Source organism: Methylobacterium nodulans ORS 2060, from assembly GCF_000022085.1.
In the GTDB taxonomy this organism is placed as follows: domain Bacteria; phylum Pseudomonadota; class Alphaproteobacteria; order Rhizobiales; family Beijerinckiaceae; genus Methylobacterium; species Methylobacterium nodulans.
The window spans coordinates 3,768,361-3,780,999 of the sequence record NC_011894.1 but is presented as its reverse complement, the minus strand read 5'-3'; the positions used below and the strand labels follow the sequence as shown (position 1 = coordinate 3,780,999).

Genomic DNA, 12,639 nt, shown 5'->3' with positions numbered 1-12,639 from the left:
CGAAGCATGAAGACCATCCGTCTCGGCGCCGGGGCCGGATATGCGGGAGACCGCATCGAGCCCGCCGTCGAACTCGCCGAGAAGGGCGGGCTCGACTATCTCGTCTTCGAGTGCCTCGCGGAGCGGACCATCGCGCTCGCCCAGCAAGCGCGGATGCGCGATCCCGGCGCCGGCTACGATCCGCTGCTGGAGGCGCGGATGCGGGCGGTGCTGGAACCCTGCCGGCGGCAGGGCATCCGCATCGTCACCAATATGGGGGCGGCCAATCCCCTCGCGGCGGCCGAGCGCACCCGGGCCATCGCGCGGGACCTCGGGCTTGCCGGCCTCAAAGTCGCGGCGGTGACCGGAGACGACGTCCTCGCGGCGCTCCAGGCGAGCGACCCGGTGATCGAGGAGACCGGAGGCCGTCTGTCCGATCTCGGCAACCGCATCGTCTCGGCGAACGCCTATCTCGGCGCGGGGCCGATCGTCGACACGCTCGGGCAGGGCGCGGACGTGGTGATCACCGGGCGGGTGGGCGACCCGGCCCTGTTCCTCGCGCCGCTCATCCACGCCTTCGGCTGGCGCTGGGACGACTGGGACGCGCTCGGGCGCGGCACGCTGGCCGGCCATCTCCTCGAATGCGCCGGCCAGATCACCGGGGGCTATTTCGCCGATCCGGGGGTCAAGGAGGTGGAGGGCCTCGCCCGGCTCGGCTTCCCGATCGGGATCGTGGCGGAGGACGGCACGGTCGAGATCACCAAGGTGCCGGGCTCGGGCGGGGCGGTGACGCTCGCGACCTGCAAGGAGCAGCTGCTCTACGAGGTGCACGACCCGGCCCGCTACCTGCAGCCGGACGTGGTCGCCGATTTCTCGCAGGTCGCGATGGAGGTGCTCGGCCCGGACCGCGTGCGGATCACCGGAGCCCGCGGCGCCCCTGCGACGGGCTCGCTCAAGGTCTCGGTCGGCTATGTCGATTCCTACATCGGCGAGGGCCAGATCTCCTATGCGGGACCGGGCGCGCTCGCGCGGGGCCGGCTCGCCCTCGACATCGTGCGCGAGCGCCTGCGGCTCACCGGCGTGGCGTCGAGCGAGCTGCGCTGCGACCTCATCGGGATCGACGCCCTGCACGGGGATCGGCCGGGACGCGCGGAGCCCTACGAAGTGCGCCTGCGCGTGGCGGGGCGGACGGACAGCCTCGCCGAGGCCGTGCGGATCGGGAACGAGGTCGAGACTCTCTACACCAACGGCCCGGCCGGCGGCGGCGGCGCCTGGAAATCCGCCCGCGAGGTCGTCGCGGTGCTCTCGGTCCTGGTTCCGGCGGCCCTGGCGCGGCCGGCCGTCCACATCATGGAGGCGTGATCATGCGGCTGCGCGCCATCGCCCATTCGCGGACCGGCGACAAGGGCGACACCTCCAACGTCTCGCTGATCGCCTACGACCCCGCCGATTATCCCTGGCTGGAGGCGCAGGTGACGGCCGAGCGGGTACGCGAGCACTTCGCCGGCCTCGTCACCGGCCCCGTCGTGCGCTACGCCCTGCCGCAGCTCGGGGCGCTCAACTTCGTGATGCGCGGGGCGCTCGGCGGCGGGGTGACGCGCTCGCTCGCCCTCGACGCCCACGGCAAGAGCCTGAGCTCGCTGCTGCTCGATCTCGAGATCCCGGATCGGGACGCGGGCTGATAGCAACGGGCCTTAAAGGACCGCTGGTTCCGTTCTCGAATTTTCGCCAAGCCTTGGGCTTGGCGAAAATTCGAGACGGGTCAACGGCCCGCTGCGTGAGCATGCGCGGCAGCACTTGGCTTACGTCAGCAGCCTGGGCCGTTAGCATGAGGGGCGCGATCTCTCGCCCGAGGTGCAAGAGCCTTGGCTTGAAGTAGGCTTGGCTTGGCTTGAAGACCGCGAGTATCCGGAGCCCGGATGGAGGCGGACATGGCCGAGCTGCCCGAAGACACCACGCTCGACGTCATCGAGCAACTGATCGACGAGGGGGAGACGCGCCGGGCCGAACAGGTGCTGCTGATCGAGATGCAGGACCGGCGCGGCCAGGACACCACCGAGGCCGAGCAGGTGCTGCAGGAGATCGAGGACACTCTCGCGGCCCTGCACTGCCGCCGGGCCTACCTGCGGGCGATGCAGACGGACCCGTGATGCGGCGCCCGGCCGGCGTCACGCGGCGAGGTCGCGCATCACCCGGATCAGGTCCGACTTGCCCTCGAACCCGATGCCGGGAAGCTCCGGCATGACGATGTGGCCATCCTCGACCCGCACGCCGTCCGGGAAGCCGCCATAGGGCTGGAACAGGTCCGGGTAGCTCTCGTTGCCGCCCAGGCCCAGACCCGCCGCGATGTTGAGCGACATCTGGTGCCCGCCATGCGGGATGCAGCGGGCGGGCGACCAGCCGAACCGCTCAAGCACCTCGAGGGTGCGCAGGTACTCGACGAGACCGTAGGACAGGGCGCAGTCGAACTGCAGCCAGTCGCGATCGGGCCGCATCCCGCCATAGCGCAGCAGGTTCCTCGCATCCTGGTGCGAGAACAGGTTCTCGCCCGTGGCCATCGGTCCGGGATAGAACTCCGCCAGCGCCGCCTGGAGGGCATAGTCGAGCGGGTCGCCGGCCTCCTCGTACCAGAACAGCGGGTACTGGCGCAGCATCTTGGCGTAGGCGATCGCGGTTTCGAGGTCGAAGCGCCCGTTCGCGTCGACGGCCAGCCGCGCCTGCACGCCGATCTCGGCGAGCACCGCCTCGATCCGGCGCTGATCCTCGGCCAGGGAGGCGCCGCCGATCTTCATCTTCACGACGGTATAGCCGCGGTCGAGATAGCTGCGCATCTCGGCCCGCAGGGCGGAATCGTCCTTGCCGGGATAGTAGTAGCCGCCCGCCGCGTAGACGAAGACCTTCGGATCCGCAGCCCGGCCGGTCCGCTCGGCGAGCAGCCGGAACAGCGGTTTGCCGGCAATCTTGGCCGTGGCGTCCCAGATCGCTATGTCGAGGGTGCCAACCGCCACCGAGCGCTCGCCGTGGCCGCCGGGCTTCTCGTTGGTCATCATCGCGGCCCAGATCCGGTGCGGATCGAGGGTGCCGTTGCTCTCGTCGACGAGGCTCTCGGGCGGCGCCTCCAGGATCCGGTCCCGGAACCGCTCGCGGATCAGGCCGCCCTGGCCGTAGCGGCCGTTCGAGTTGAAGCCGTAGCCGACGACCCGCCGCCCGTCGCGCACCACGTCCGTGACGACGGCCACGAGGCTCGTGGTCATCTTCGTGAAGTCGATATAGGCGTTGCGGATCGGGGAGGCGATCGGCTTCGTGACCTCGCGAACGTCGACGATGCGCATGGACGGACCTCCTGGGTCGGCACGGGGGAGCGGCGACCATCGCTCGCCGGATGGCGCCGACTAGCCTAGTGACTCGAGGCACGCCAATGCCGAGATCGGCGCGGCCCATGCGCGAACGGCATCATGGACCTGGACTGGCTCAAGGATTTCCTGGCGCTTGCCGAGCAGAGGACCTTCTCGCGCGCGGCGGAGGTCCGGAACGTCACCCAACCCGCCTTCAGCCGGCGCATCCGTGCCCTGGAGGACTGGATCGGCACCCCGCTCTTCGTGCGGGGGGCGCAGGGGGCGGTGCTCACGCCGGCCGGCGCCCACCTGCAGCCGCTCGCCGCCGAGCTGGCGCGCAGCCTCGACCGGGCCCGGCGCGAGACCCGCGCCGTGGGCGCGGCCGAGACCGCGACGCTGTCGATCGCGGCGACCCACGCCCTGTCCTTCACCTTCTTTCCCGCCTGGATCCGCCGGCATTTGCGCGTCGAGGTGCTCGGGACGCTCAACCTGATCTCGGACAGCCTCGAAGCCTGCGAGCAGATCATGCTGGCCGGGGAGGTGCATTTCCTGCTCTGCCACACCCATCCGGACGTGCCGCTGCGTGTCGATGCCGACCGCTTCCCGAGCCGGCGCGTGGGCGACGATCTCCTGGTCCCGGTCTGCGCCCCGGATGCCGCGGGCGCCCCGCTGTGGCCGCTCCCCGGCCCGCCGGGCGCCCCGACCCGCCTCCTCGCCTACAGCCAAGCCTCCGGGCTCGGCCGCATCCTGGCGGCGCGGGAGGCGGACCGGCCCAGCGGCACGGCCCTGGAGACCGTCTTCACCTCTCATCTCGCCGCGACGCTGATGAGCATGGCCCGGGAGGGTCACGGCCTCGCATGGCTGCCCCTGACCCTGGCGGAGGAGGATCTGGCACGCGGGCGCCTCGTCCGGGCCGGGCCGGACGCGTTCGCGATTCCGGTCGAGATCACGCTGTTCCGGGCGATCGGCTGCCGCAATCCCGCAGCCGACGCGATGTGGGCGCAGGTGACGGGCATCCATGCGGGCGACGATCCCGGCGGCCAGCCGGGTCGTTCCGGCATGGCGGACCCGGAATAGGATCGGATCTCGCTCAGCTTGGCAGCGGAAAAGCCGCTCCGCGGTGCCGCGTCGCCCGCCATCTCTCGCAGGTGCATCCTCGGCACTGCCTCGCATTCTACCGTTTTCGCGGCCGTACTCTCCACCTTCACGCCGGTGTGCACAGCTGCTCCTTGACATCATTGTCAGATCGCCAATATCGCGGGCGGGCTCGGTATTCGGCCGAGCTGTGAGATCTAGGATCCATCAACGTGTCAGAAGAAAATCGAGGTCGTCAGACCAAACTCATTACGCTCGCAGCCGATCTCGTCTCGGCCTACGTAGCCAACAACTCCGTTCCGGCGGCCGGCCTGCCCGACCTGATCAGCGTGGTGCACGGCTCGCTCGCGGCCCTGGGGCAGCCCGCGGCACCCAAGCCCGAGCCACTGGTCCCGCCGGTGCCGATCAAGAAAACCGTCACCCCGGACTACCTCATCAGCCTGGAGGATGGGCGGCAATACAAGTCGCTCAAGCGCCATCTGAGCACGCGCGGGCTCACGCCCGAGGAATATCGCCGCAAGTGGGGTCTTCCCTACGATTACCCGATGGTGGCGGCGAACTACGCGGCCCAGCGCTCGGAGCTCGCCAAGAGCATCGGCCTTGGCCGCAATCGCGCCGCCGCGGCGAAGCGCATGGCGGATCCCGTGGTGAGCGCCCCTGCGCCGACGCCACGCCGCGGACGCGCCCGCAAGGCGGCCTGAGGTCGGGCAGCCTGCGCACCGTCACGTCGCGTAGGCCGTCAGGGCTTCGCCGTCGTGGCGTGGGCGGCCTCGACGGCCTGGAGGAGGAGCGGTTTCGCTCCCTCCTGGCGCAGCACCGCGGTCGGGATGACGACCGCGTCGGCGCAGGCCTGCACCGCGTGCGGGAGATCGAACGACAGGGCGAGGCCGCCCTCCCGCGCATCGAGCCACGCCATCATGGCGGGTGGCGTGTCGAACCCGCTCGCCACCGCCTCCCGGCACGCAGCGTCCTCCGCCGCCTCGGCCTTCGGCGAATCCGTCTTCGGGCGGTAGCCCGCGAGGTAGAGCGCGTGGAGCCGCCGGGAGGCGAGGGTCACCATCCGGGTACCGTCCATGCCTGTCGCGAGGGCCACCTGTCCGGTCAGGGCCGGTGGCAGCAGGGTGGTCCAGTCCACGGGGGCACCGCTCACGAGGTCGTACACGATCGCCATCGTGCCCGCGTTCGGATGGGCGCCGCCGCAGAACGCGCTGTCGGTGATCGCGTAGCTCAGGAAGCGCGGGCCGCGCATCGCAACCGCGACGGTGCGCTCCCACGAGCCCCGGCCGCCGCTCTCCTTCCGGCACTCCGCGGCGGCCTTGCGGGCCTTGGCGTCGAGGCGGGCGAGGGCGGCGTTGATCGCCTCCTCGGCCGCATCGCGCGGCGCGGCGATGCGCGGCAGGGCCGCGAGGCCCTTGGCGAGATCGGCGGGGACCTGAAGGCGCACGGGCCCGTCTCCGGCCTCGGCCAGGGTGACGCCGCCGATGAGCAGGGCCAGGGCTCCCAGGCCGCGGACGAGGCAGGACATGGAGGGGTTCCTCGACGATGGCTTCGGCGGACAGGCTCTGGAACGGCCTGAGCCCGGCGCGAGTCAAGCGCGGCGCCGATTGCGGTTGGAGTCGCGCACCGAAAAGTCCTCTGAACGGCAACTTCGTTGGGCCGAATCCGCCGGAGATCGCCAGCATTGTTGACGACGAGGCCCAGCTCTTGATTCAAGCTCTGAATCCTGGCCAGAGGACGCGATTCGCTGTGTCGGCTGCGTCTTTTTCGAATCCTCTCGAGACAATTGCCGAAGGCGTTTTGAATCTGTTTTCCTAGTTTTAGAATCTAAGTTTCAGGTCCGGATCTGTGCGTGCCGTCAAACGCTTAAGCGGCGATTCGCGGACCGATGTACGGACGTGACGGATTGAAATACGGCACTGACGGAATGAAGTACGGGAGCGGCGGCAGCGAAGTACGGCGTCCTCTGCCAGAATCCGGGGAATTATCCACAGAACGGCCGGTCATCCACAGGCCGTCCGGCCGCTTCGGCCCAAGGGGCGAGCCCGGTTTTTGTCATCGGCGGGCGGACCGAAGTACGGCAATTCGGTCAGACCGCCCGGCGGCCCGGCACCTTCCCGGTTTTGGCAGACTGGCGCGGACCGAAGTACGGCGGCCTGCCAAAAATCCGCCGGCCCGGACCGCCGGAGTCCCATGTACGGGATTTTTGTCAAAGCCGGGCGGAGCGAAGTACGGGGTTTTTGTCAGACGCGCGGCTCAGGCCTTTTTCGGTTTTGGCAGACCGGCGCGGACCGAAGTACGGCGGCCTGCCAAAAATCCGCTGGCCCGGACCGCCGGAGTCCCATGTACGGGATTTTTGCCAAAGCCGGGCGGAGCGAAGTACGGGGTTTTTGTCAGGCTCACGCGGGCGGGGCGTCGGGGGCGCCGGCCGGCATCTCTCCGGGCCCGTCGCGGCGCACCGGCCGGCGCCGCATGCGCAGCACGGTCGAGCGCTCGCTCTTCTCCAGGATCAGGTCGTAGTCGGGCAGCGGGCTCAGCTGCGCGTCCTTCACAATATCCTCGACCGCCTGCCGGAACTTGTGCGGGGGCAGCTTCGAGCCGGACCGCTTGTGCAGCTCCGGCAGCGAGTAACGGGCCTCGCTCTCGCCCGCGGCCTTGCGCGCGAGGCGGTAGATGAACTTCGCGATCGGCCGGTTGATCAGGAAGTAATCGGCGTTGAGGGTCAGGATCGTCGGCTTGCCGTCCGGCTTGACGATGCCCTCGTAGACCCAGTTGGGAATCTCGATCTCGATCTGATCGATGCGGTCCTGGGCGGTGCGGCTCACCACCTTGTAGCGGCCGATGAGCGGAAAGGACTGCGTCTCGCGACGCTTGCCCCCGTGCAGGTTGGTGATCTTGACGCGGGTGGCCTGGAGCCGGTCGAGGGCGCGCTCCAGGTCCAGATACTGCTTGCCGCCGAGGTCGCGCCGGCAGAATTTCAGGATCTCCGCCGCGGCCGGGCGGTAGATCCGCCCCGGCAGGTTCGGTCGCCGGCCCTTCGCCTCCTCGATGCGGTAGACGCGCACCGCCTCGGCGAGATGCGAGATCATGTTGATGACGATGTCGTAGTCGTAGGCCGTGGCGAGCCCGACCTCGGCCCCGCCCTCGATCGTGATGATGGCGTCCTTCAGCTCGTAGCGGATGATGCCCTCGCCTGCCGTCTTCGACAGGGCGAAGGGCGCGACGTCCATCAGGTTCATGTCGTCCTTGATGGGGGCGTCGAAGACCGCCGGCACCCAGAACATCAGCTGGGCGTCGGCATCGGGCGGCGGGCGGGTGATCGGGCGCGCCTGGCTGCTCGGGGCGGCCTTGCGGCCGCTCGGCAGTTCGTGCTCGATGACCTTCTGCACCTCGTCGGCGCGGATCGCCTCGGCCATGCGGTCGAGGGCGTGCCGCATGCCCTCGTCCTCGATCTCCTCCCGCTTCAGGTCGGCGAAGGAGCGCCGCATGTAGAAGCGCCGCAGCCGCGACAGCGCATCCTTCGACAGCGGCACGTGCTCCTCGCCGCGCACCTTCATGACGCGCTGCGCCACCTCCTGAAGGTAAGCGTTCTTCTCGTGCAGCGAGAGCGCCGCGAAATCCTCGCGGCTCTTCAGGTGAAGGCGGACCCGGGCCATGCGCGTCTCGTATCCTGCCCAAGCCGCACAGGCACGAACTTATTCACGGAAAAATGCGGGCGAGGCGGGGGCGCAGGCGTCGTGCCGCACCGGAAAATCTCAGGTTGCTTAAGACTTCCGCAATCGGGCCGTGGCAGCAGGAGCGTGCTCTTGCCGAGGCGGCCATGCAGCAGATGCAGGTTACGGCCAGGACCATCGGTCGTGTCATCAGCGCCGATCCGACCATCGACGGAAGGCAGGTTCTCGTCACGGTCGAGATAGCCGGGCAACCGGAACGGCTGGCCATCAAGGCCGAGGATGTGTTTCGGCTGATGGCGCTGCTCTCGATGGCGGCCGGGGCGACGACGCGCGCGAAGGGTTTGCCGCCTGGGGTTCGCCACGTCTTTCCGGCCGAGAGCGTCAGCCTGCGCCCCGCCGCGGAACCGGACAGCATCGTGATCGATGTCGAGGTGCCGGGCGGCCTTGTCTTGGCGTTTCTGCTGTCCGCCGGCCAGTCTCAGGGGCTCGCCGAGGGTATCGGCGGGCGCTCTCCCGGCGATGGCCCGATCGACCCGGAGCCAAACGGATTGACCCTGGATGGGCCGGCCGAGCTGATCGTCGGACCTGATCGACTGCCGGAAGCGCAGCGCTCGGCACATCGCACGGCCGAGAGCCGGCCGGCGCCGCGCCGCCTGTGGGGACTGTTCCGATCGCGCTGAAAGCCCGGTGGCGGAACACCGGACATACGGAAGCGGGATCTCGCGGCGACCCGACAGCCTCGCCCCCCGAGCACAGGACGGGGCCCGAGCCGTCCAGAGAAAGCCCGGCGATGTCCCTCCGTGTCGCTGATCGAAGCTTCGCGGGCGTGAGGCGCCCTCAAGACTGCCTGCAGATCCGACGATGCTCTTCATCAAATCGCTACTATCCTGATATTCAGATCCAGATTCGGCGCTTCGGCATGGCACTCCGCCCGGGTATGGAGGGGCATCTCGTGTTGGTTCTCGTCGCGGCAGCACTGGGCGGCGGCATCGCAACGGCGGCGCTCATGCACGGCTACAGTCCGCTCTGGGCGGCCTTGACAGCGCCGCTCGGCGGCAGCGTGGCTGCCCTCGCGGCGGCCTTTCTTCTGGCGAGCCAGCGCGGCCGCGACGGGCAGGCGGACGCGGATCTCGATGCGCGGATGGAGGCGAAGGTGGCGGCCCTGCGGGAGATGGCTGCCCAGGAACAGGATCGAAGGACACCGCCTGAGCACCCTCCGGCAGGGTCGGCGGCCACGGCGCGGGACCGTCACGTCGCGTAATATCGCCGGGCCTTGAGCATGGCCGTCGGGCCCGGTCCCGAATGGCCGCCAAGCCTGGGGTTGGCATCGACCCTTCGAGAGGGGGCAACGGCCCGATGCGTCGGCAACTCGGGCCGTCGATATCAGTTCACCACCGGCCGGGCGATCCTGAGGGATGAAATCGCGGCCGACTGAGCGCTCCCTTCTGTGGCAGCCAACTCCGGCCCTCATGCTGAGAGCGTGTGAATCTTTTGGATTGTCGACCTTCTAGCGTCCGCTAAGTGATTGATCTTATTAGGACCAGAAAAGTCCAAAACCGAAAGATTCACAGCCTCTGAGGCGCGGGCGATCGCAGATCGCACTGGCGATCGAAGATCGCGCAGGCTGCCTCGAAGCACGCCTGACCGGTGATCCCATCCACCAGAGCCTTGGACCAGCGGTCCGAGGTGCTTCGAGGGCCGGCTCGCGCCGGCCACCTCAGCATGAGGAGCGGGGCGGCTGCCACGAAGGTCAGCGCGGCGGATGCGGGGTCGCATCGTGGCGGCCATCTTCTGGTCGGTTTGGCGGGTCATCACGCGCGGCGTTGCCGACGCGCCGCGTCGCCGATCTGTCTTCAGCCGGGAGATCAGATGCTCGTCCGCACCATCGCGCTCCTCGCCATCCTGGCGGGTCCCGCGCTCGCGCAGGATTACAACCGCGCCGACCTGATCCGCGGTCTGTGCCAGAAGGACGGCTGCGACGAGTTCAGCGTGGCGAGGGTGGAGACGGTCACGCGGACGGGGGAGGGCGTCCTCAACCGGACACGGGTAAAGACCTTCCATGCCAGCTACCAGGGCCGCAGCGAGGGCCCGGAGGAGAGCGGCTACGTGTTCTGCTCGGCGACACGGCCCGCCATCCTCTCCGAGCAGGGCGGCCGGACCACCGCCCTGATGATCGCTCCCTTCGCCTCGCAGGATTCGCGCGAGACGATCCGCAAGAACGCGAATTTCGTGGCGCTGTATTTCTCGATCTGCCACGGGGCCGAGGCGGGCAAGGCGGCGGTGCGCGACCTGCGCGGGACGGCGCAGTCCTTCGGCTACCATGTCGCTGCGGCGCAGTCGCAATTCGTGCAGCTCAAGCGCGCCGAGGACATCCTCCATCGCGACTAACCCGGGCGGCGGGGTGCAGCCGCGCCACCCTGCTTGGATGTCTTTGCTTTCGCAACATTGTCGGCTCGACGCACGAGCGCAAGGCCATGATGGCGGATCTTGCGGACGGCTTCGTCGCGCTGCCCGGAGGCCTGGGCACCTTCGAGGAACTGTTCGAGGTCTGGACCTGGGCCCAGCTCGGCTATCATTCGAAGCCCGTGGCGCTCCCGAACCTGGGCGGGTTCTACGACGGGCTCCTGACCTTTCTCGACCGCGTGGTCGGGCAGGGCTTCGTGCACGCGCCGCATCGGGCGATGCTGATCATCGCCGACGGCCCGCAGGATCTGCTGGAGTGCATCCGCGGCTACACGCCCCCACGGGTCATCAAGCGGGTCGAGGCCAACGAGCTGTGAGGATCAAACCTTCCGGGGTCTGACGGGTTGTCCGCTCATCCTGCGTGACGGCGCGCGCGGCTCCTCGACGGGCGGGGCGGGAGCGCCGCCTCGCGCGCGCCCATCCGGGCGAGAGCGAGACCTACCCGACCGGGCTGTGACCGAAGCACGGATTCCGGCCCGCGCCGCCGACCGGCGGCCCGCTCACGCCTTCGGCGGGTAGCGGCCCGTCAGCTCCGCCTCGCTCAGGATGTTCTGGCGGGCGACGTCCCAGACCTCGGCCGCCGCGGGCTGCCCGTCCAGGCCCAGCGTGTCGATCCCGAGGGCGACCAGGCGGAACCGGTAGGTGTGCGGCGGATCGCCGGCGGGCGGCTGCGGGCCGTCGTAATGGGCGTTGTGGAAGTCGTTGATGCCGTGCGGCAGCCCTTCGACCGCCGCGCCCGAACTGCCGCCCTCCGGCAGGTGGCGGCGCTCCGGCGGCATGTCGTAGATCGCCCAGTGCCGGAACGACGGCGGGCGGGAGTCGGGATCCTCCATGACGAGGACGAAGCTGCGGGTTCCGGGAGGCGGGTCGCTCCACGCCAGCGGGGGCGAGAGATTCTTGCCGCGCCGGGCGTAGCGCTCGGGGATCGGCCCGCCGTTCTCGAAGGCCGGGCTGGTGAGGGTGAAGGCCATGCCGGTATCCTCCGCGGAGCTGTGCGCGCCCCGACGGGGCGCCTCACCTGAGCAACCCGGAGGGAGGCGCGGTGTTTCCCGGCGCGTCTGCGGCGCGGCGCAGCCCCCGCGCGGCACCGCCCTTGCCTTCGTGCCCGTCTCCCGCCGAATCGCGTGACGAGCACCACCCAGGAGCCGCGATGGAATCTCAGCCCGGCAGCGAAGGCGGACGGATCGCGGCCTTCCTGGTCATGGCCTTGATCTGGGGGCTGACATGGCTGCCCATGAAGCTCGCCGCCGAGGTCGTGCCGCCGATCTTCCTCGCCCTCGTGCGCTTCGTGCTCGCGGGCCTGTGCTACCTCGCCATCATCCTGCCGAAGGGGATCTCCCTCAGGCTGGAGCAGCCCGGCCGGGTGATCGCGGCCTCGCTGCTCATCACCACCGGCAGCTACAGCCTCCTGTTCTGGGGCGTCGCCCATTCCCCGACCGGCCTCTCGGCGGTCGTGAACCTCGCGCTCATGCCGATCTTCGTCATCCTGGTCGGCGCGCTCTACGGGCAGGAGCGCATCACAGCGCGCCGCCTCGGCGCGATCGGGCTCGGCGTCGCGGGCCTCCTCCTGCTGTTCTCAGGGCGGACCGGGGCCGCCGCGGATGGCGCGGCCCTCGGCCTCGCGGCGGTCGCGGCCGGCACGCTGAGCTACGCCTGGGGCGCGGTGATCAGCCGTCCCCTGATGCGCAGCATGCACCCCCTCGCCCTCGCCTTCTGGGAGACGAGCCTCGGAGCGCTTGCCCTCGCACCCGTCTCGCTCCTGGTCGAGGGCTACGATTCCTGGCGCCTGTCGGCCCTTGCCGACGGGCGCGCGCTTTTGGGCTTGAGCGTGCTGGTGCTCGGGGGATCGCTCGGCGCCTTCACGATCTACCTGTGGCTGCTGCGCGAATGGGGCGCGTTCCGGGCCGGGCTCTACGCCTTCGTCAGCCCCGTCGTGGCCGTGGCGGTCGGGGTCGCGGTCGCGGGCGAGACCTTCGGGCGGCCGGAGGCGCTCGGCATGAGCGTCTTGCTGGCCGCCACCGCGCTCGCGCTCACGGACGGCCGGCGGGTCGCGCGGTCGTCGCCCTGAGCGCTGCAGCCGGACCGGATCGGAGGCC

The 12,639-nt window shown here is 69.7% G+C and carries 14 protein-coding genes; 10 read left to right on the top strand and 4 right to left on the bottom strand.

Features of this window, described 5'->3' with window-relative positions:
- Positions 1 to 6 precede the first annotated feature (6 nt).
- From MNOD_RS17425 to MNOD_RS17415, 3 genes are all read left to right on the top strand, one after another.
- Positions 7 to 1,341 carry an acyclic terpene utilization AtuA family protein gene (locus tag MNOD_RS17425; RefSeq protein WP_015930252.1) on the top strand — a complete coding sequence of 445 codons (1,335 nt, stop codon included), beginning with the start codon at positions 7 to 9 and terminating at the stop codon, positions 1,339 to 1,341.
- A 2-nt stretch (positions 1,342 to 1,343) separates the two neighbouring features.
- Entirely contained in the window at positions 1,344 to 1,661 is a 318-nt protein-coding gene (locus tag MNOD_RS17420) for an AtuA-related protein (protein ID WP_015930251.1), read from the top strand.
- Between the two features lie 249 nt (positions 1,662 to 1,910).
- The gene (locus MNOD_RS17415; RefSeq protein WP_015930250.1) at positions 1,911 to 2,129 is read left to right on the top strand and encodes a hypothetical protein; all 219 of its coding nucleotides are present in this window, start codon (positions 1,911 to 1,913) and stop codon (positions 2,127 to 2,129) included.
- An 18-nt stretch (positions 2,130 to 2,147) separates the two neighbouring features.
- Here MNOD_RS17415 and MNOD_RS17410 read toward each other — a convergent pair whose 3' ends face one another.
- Positions 2,148 to 3,311 (bottom strand): mandelate racemase/muconate lactonizing enzyme family protein, encoded by a 1,164-nt coding sequence (locus tag MNOD_RS17410; protein WP_015930249.1) that lies wholly within the window; start codon positions 3,309 to 3,311, stop codon positions 2,148 to 2,150.
- A 123-nt stretch (positions 3,312 to 3,434) separates the two neighbouring features.
- On the opposite strand from MNOD_RS17410, the gene MNOD_RS17405 reads away from it, so the two are divergent.
- Positions 3,435 to 4,391 (top strand): LysR family transcriptional regulator, encoded by a 957-nt coding sequence (locus tag MNOD_RS17405; RefSeq protein ID WP_015930248.1) that lies wholly within the window; start codon positions 3,435 to 3,437, stop codon positions 4,389 to 4,391.
- A gap of 230 nt (positions 4,392 to 4,621) precedes the next feature.
- On the top strand, positions 4,622 to 5,110 hold the full coding sequence (locus MNOD_RS17400; protein ID WP_015930247.1) for a Ros/MucR family transcriptional regulator: 489 nt from the start codon (positions 4,622 to 4,624) through the stop codon (positions 5,108 to 5,110).
- 38 nt (positions 5,111 to 5,148) lie between these two features.
- Here the strand turns inward: MNOD_RS17400 and MNOD_RS17395 are convergent, their stop codons facing one another.
- Positions 5,149 to 5,934: a polysaccharide deacetylase family protein gene (locus MNOD_RS17395; RefSeq protein ID WP_015930246.1), complete on the bottom strand. Its 786-nt coding sequence runs from the start codon at positions 5,932 to 5,934 to the stop codon at positions 5,149 to 5,151.
- Positions 5,935 to 6,805: 871 nt separating this feature from the next.
- On the bottom strand, positions 6,806 to 8,062 hold the full coding sequence (locus MNOD_RS17390; protein ID WP_015930244.1) for a replication initiator protein A: 1,257 nt from the start codon (positions 8,060 to 8,062) through the stop codon (positions 6,806 to 6,808).
- A gap of 164 nt (positions 8,063 to 8,226) precedes the next feature.
- Between MNOD_RS17390 and MNOD_RS17385 the strand changes: the two genes are divergently transcribed.
- From MNOD_RS17385 to MNOD_RS17370, 4 genes are all read left to right on the top strand, one after another.
- Complete coding sequence (locus MNOD_RS17385; protein ID WP_015930243.1) at positions 8,227 to 8,760, top strand: hypothetical protein; 534 nt, start codon at positions 8,227 to 8,229, stop codon at positions 8,758 to 8,760.
- Positions 8,761 to 8,999: 239 nt separating this feature from the next.
- On the top strand, positions 9,000 to 9,341 hold the full coding sequence (locus MNOD_RS17380; protein WP_050783355.1) for a hypothetical protein: 342 nt from the start codon (positions 9,000 to 9,002) through the stop codon (positions 9,339 to 9,341).
- A gap of 608 nt (positions 9,342 to 9,949) precedes the next feature.
- Entirely contained in the window at positions 9,950 to 10,468 is a 519-nt protein-coding gene (locus MNOD_RS17375; RefSeq protein ID WP_015930241.1) for a hypothetical protein, read from the top strand.
- Between the two features lie 86 nt (positions 10,469 to 10,554).
- Positions 10,555 to 10,860: an LOG family protein gene (locus MNOD_RS17370; RefSeq protein WP_083786479.1), complete on the top strand. Its 306-nt coding sequence runs from the start codon at positions 10,555 to 10,557 to the stop codon at positions 10,858 to 10,860.
- A 183-nt stretch (positions 10,861 to 11,043) separates the two neighbouring features.
- Here the strand turns inward: MNOD_RS17370 and MNOD_RS17365 are convergent, their stop codons facing one another.
- Positions 11,044 to 11,514, bottom strand: a complete 471-nt coding sequence (locus tag MNOD_RS17365; protein WP_015930240.1) for a YbhB/YbcL family Raf kinase inhibitor-like protein — start codon at positions 11,512 to 11,514, stop codon at positions 11,044 to 11,046.
- A gap of 179 nt (positions 11,515 to 11,693) precedes the next feature.
- Between MNOD_RS17365 and MNOD_RS17360 the strand changes: the two genes are divergently transcribed.
- Positions 11,694 to 12,611, top strand: coding sequence for a DMT family transporter (locus tag MNOD_RS17360; protein WP_015930239.1), 918 nt, complete (start codon positions 11,694 to 11,696; stop codon positions 12,609 to 12,611).
- The last annotated feature ends 28 nt before the right edge of the window (positions 12,612 to 12,639 follow it).

Excerpts from the sequence above, each read along its gene's own strand:
- MNOD_RS17395 (WP_015930246.1), bottom strand. The coding sequence starts at position 5,934 with ATGTCCTGCCTCGTCCGCGGCCTGGGAGCCCTGGCCCTGCTCATCGGC.
- MNOD_RS17390 (WP_015930244.1), bottom strand. The coding sequence starts at position 8,062 with ATGGCCCGGGTCCGCCTTCACCTGAAGAGCCGCGAGGATTTCGCGGCG.
- MNOD_RS17375 (WP_015930241.1), top strand. The coding sequence starts at position 9,950 with ATGCTCGTCCGCACCATCGCGCTCCTCGCCATCCTGGCGGGTCCCGCG.
- MNOD_RS17410 (WP_015930249.1), bottom strand. The coding sequence starts at position 3,311 with ATGCGCATCGTCGACGTTCGCGAGGTCACGAAGCCGATCGCCTCCCCG.
- MNOD_RS17380 (WP_050783355.1), top strand. The coding sequence starts at position 9,000 with ATGGCACTCCGCCCGGGTATGGAGGGGCATCTCGTGTTGGTTCTCGTC.
- MNOD_RS17365 (WP_015930240.1), bottom strand. The coding sequence starts at position 11,514 with ATGGCCTTCACCCTCACCAGCCCGGCCTTCGAGAACGGCGGGCCGATC.
- MNOD_RS17405 (WP_015930248.1), top strand. The coding sequence starts at position 3,435 with ATGGACCTGGACTGGCTCAAGGATTTCCTGGCGCTTGCCGAGCAGAGG.
- MNOD_RS17420 (WP_015930251.1), top strand. The coding sequence starts at position 1,344 with ATGCGGCTGCGCGCCATCGCCCATTCGCGGACCGGCGACAAGGGCGAC.
- MNOD_RS17360 (WP_015930239.1), top strand. The coding sequence starts at position 11,694 with ATGGAATCTCAGCCCGGCAGCGAAGGCGGACGGATCGCGGCCTTCCTG.
- MNOD_RS17425 (WP_015930252.1), top strand. The coding sequence starts at position 7 with ATGAAGACCATCCGTCTCGGCGCCGGGGCCGGATATGCGGGAGACCGC.
- MNOD_RS17415 (WP_015930250.1), top strand. The coding sequence starts at position 1,911 with ATGGCCGAGCTGCCCGAAGACACCACGCTCGACGTCATCGAGCAACTG.
- MNOD_RS17385 (WP_015930243.1), top strand. The coding sequence starts at position 8,227 with ATGCAGCAGATGCAGGTTACGGCCAGGACCATCGGTCGTGTCATCAGC.
- MNOD_RS17370 (WP_083786479.1), top strand. The coding sequence starts at position 10,555 with ATGATGGCGGATCTTGCGGACGGCTTCGTCGCGCTGCCCGGAGGCCTG.